This is a genomic window from Flavobacterium sp. UBA4854 (assembly GCF_002399805.1).
Classification (GTDB): Bacteria; Bacteroidota; Bacteroidia; order Flavobacteriales; family Flavobacteriaceae; genus Flavobacterium; species Flavobacterium ginsengisoli.
In genome coordinates, this window is the sequence record NZ_DHEI01000050.1 from 29,490 (window position 1) to 32,086 (window position 2,597).

The 2,597-nt window shown below is 36.3% G+C and carries 2 protein-coding genes; both read right to left on the minus strand.

Annotated features, from left to right (window positions below):
* A partial coding sequence (locus tag B3J44_RS06900; RefSeq protein WP_286967315.1) for a SusD/RagB family nutrient-binding outer membrane lipoprotein occupies window positions 1-1,193 on the minus strand: 1,193 nt, incomplete at its 3' end.
* A 12-nt stretch (window positions 1,194-1,205) separates the two neighbouring features.
* Window positions 1,206-2,597, minus strand: a 1,392-nt coding sequence (locus tag B3J44_RS06905) for a TonB-dependent receptor domain-containing protein (protein WP_286967317.1), incomplete at its 5' end; no start/stop codon positions are given.

Genomic DNA, 2,597 nt, shown 5'->3' on the forward strand with positions numbered 1-2,597 from the left:
GTACCAATCGATTTTGCATAATTTGATGCATCGTATTTCACACTTGCCTGATCAAGATAAGTTGAAATAGTTGTCGCATTTGTAATTCCAAACTGATTCAAAGATGCTGTAATAGCATTTTTATAATACTGTTCTGCATCTCCAGAAATATACCCGCGGGCTGCAGCTTCTGCAAGATTAAATAATGTTTCTGAGTAAGAAGCAATTACAGCAGGAGAAGCCGATGTTAAGAAATAAGTTCCTGGTTTTGATGTTTTAGCAAAACCTTGACTATTAGCATCACTATTTGACAATCCATTAGCGCCACCAACATATTTTCCAACGCTTGCATCTGAAGGCAATTGAGCAAAAACAGGCAAACGAGGATCTGATAATGCGTATAATTGATCTACCATAGTTTTTGAAATACGGAAATCATCTCTAGTCTCAAACCAAGCCGAAGCTGGATTTTGCTGCGGTGAGCTTGTATAAACAAATTGAAATGTTTCAGAATTGCTGCTAATTAATCCACTTGAATCGCTTGTCGCATCAATTGCTGCCTGTTTAGCTAAAACAGGTTCTTTGTCAGAAATTCTCAAGGCAATACGCAAACGAAGCGAGTTTACCAGTTTTTTCCATTTCAAGATATCACCTTTATAAGCCAAATCACCCGTAACTGAACCATTTGCTGGATTTAACAAAGATTGCGCTTGTTTTAAATCTTCAAGCAAACCAGTATATACTTCTTTTTGTGTATTGTATGCAGGTGTTACTTTCTGACCAGCTTCTTTGTACGGAATATTTCCGTAAGCATCTGTCAGCAATAAAAAGGTCCAAGAACGTAATGTTAATGCAATTCCTTTATAATTTGAATTTGCCTGAGCATCTGGAAATTTTAAAATCGTATTCAAATCTGTAATTAGAGTCGAATATCCCTTATCCCATAATGCGGTGAAAGAAGTATTTGAAACATCGTAACGATCTGGTTCTGTATATTGAATTTTAGCCCAATGCTGCACAAACAGCAAAGTAGAGTTAAAGTTGTTTGCATCTCCCCAATACAAATCGGCACCTTGTTTTAGTGTACCTGTCAAAAGATATGGAGCAAGCGGCGTTTCAGTTGCATTTGGATTTTTATTAATATCGTCCAAAGTATCACTGCAAGAGCTCAGTGTCAATGCAAACAGTATTGTATATGATAGTTTTTTTAGCATGATTCCGAGTTTTTAAAATTTAACGTTAAGATTTAAACTGAAATTTCTAGTTGTTGGCAAAGCTAAACTTTCCAATCCTTGTGCATTTCCAGTGTTGAAAGCTGTTTCAGGATCAATATTTGGCGCATCTTTGTAAATAAAGAATAAGTTACGTCCAGCAGCAGTAAGGCTTGCTCCTTCTAATCCAAGTTTTTTAACTAGCTTTTTATTAAAATTATAAGAAAGCTTTATCTCTCTCATTTTTACGAAAGTCGAACTGTAGATGTACGCCTCACTAATGTTGTATGATGCCTTATAATATTCCTGTGCGCTAATCACTTTATTATTAGGCGTTCCATCAGCAAATACACCTCCGAAAATCATTCCATCATCATAAACTGTTACACCACTTGGAGCAGCACCGCCCGTTACTAAAGTTTTCGGATTAGCAGTATTGTCTCCTGGATAATAATAGCTTAAACCACCGTTTTCAGCGCCACGTCCTGGAAGAGTCTGCGCTAAAACTCCTGTATAGTTTCCTGTTCTATTAGTTCCAGAGAAAAGTTCACCACCAACACTTGCATCAATAAGGAATGAAAGTTCAAGATTTTTATAAGTCAAAGTATTCGTAAGACCTGCTAAGTAATCTGGAGTATAATGCCCTAAAACTCTTTTTGTCGGATCTGCTTTTGGAAGACCATTTGCTCCTACTACAATATTTCCGCTTGCATCACGCTCGTAAGCTGTACCATAAAGTGCTCCGTAAGCTTGCCCTACAGATGCCAATACATCTACACCTCCAGAAGAACCAATTGTATAGTTTTTAATGTCTCCTGCATAATCTAAAATTTCAACTTTACTTTTGTTTTTAGAATAATTTAAAGCCACATTCCACTTAAAGTTTTCAGTTTGAATAGGATTTCCATCCAACTGTATTTCAATACCTTGGTTATTAATTTTTCCTGCATTGATTAACTGCGAAGTATAACCGCTAGCTGCTGTAGTTTTTATTTCTAAAATCTGATCAAAACTATTTGTGTTGTAATAAGCTACATCAAAATGAAGTCTGTTTTTCCAGAAAGAAGCTTCAAGACCTACTTCAGTAGAACGAGTTGTTTCAGGTTTCAAATTTTCATTTAGTTTTCTTTGAGACGAAGTTTGAATCGGATTTCCATCAAATGCGGTTTGGAAATTGTAAACCGTAGCCAATTGATACGGATCTGCATCGTTACCTACTTCAGACCATCCTCCGCGAAGCTTTAAGAAATCGAGTGTATTGCTTTTAATATTTAATGCATCTGTTAAAACCACACTTCCGTTAATAGACGGATAGAAATAAGAACGGTTGCTGCTTGGCAATGTAGATGACCAATCGTTACGTGCTGTAACGTTTAAGAAAGCATAGTTTCTAAAACCAAACTGAGC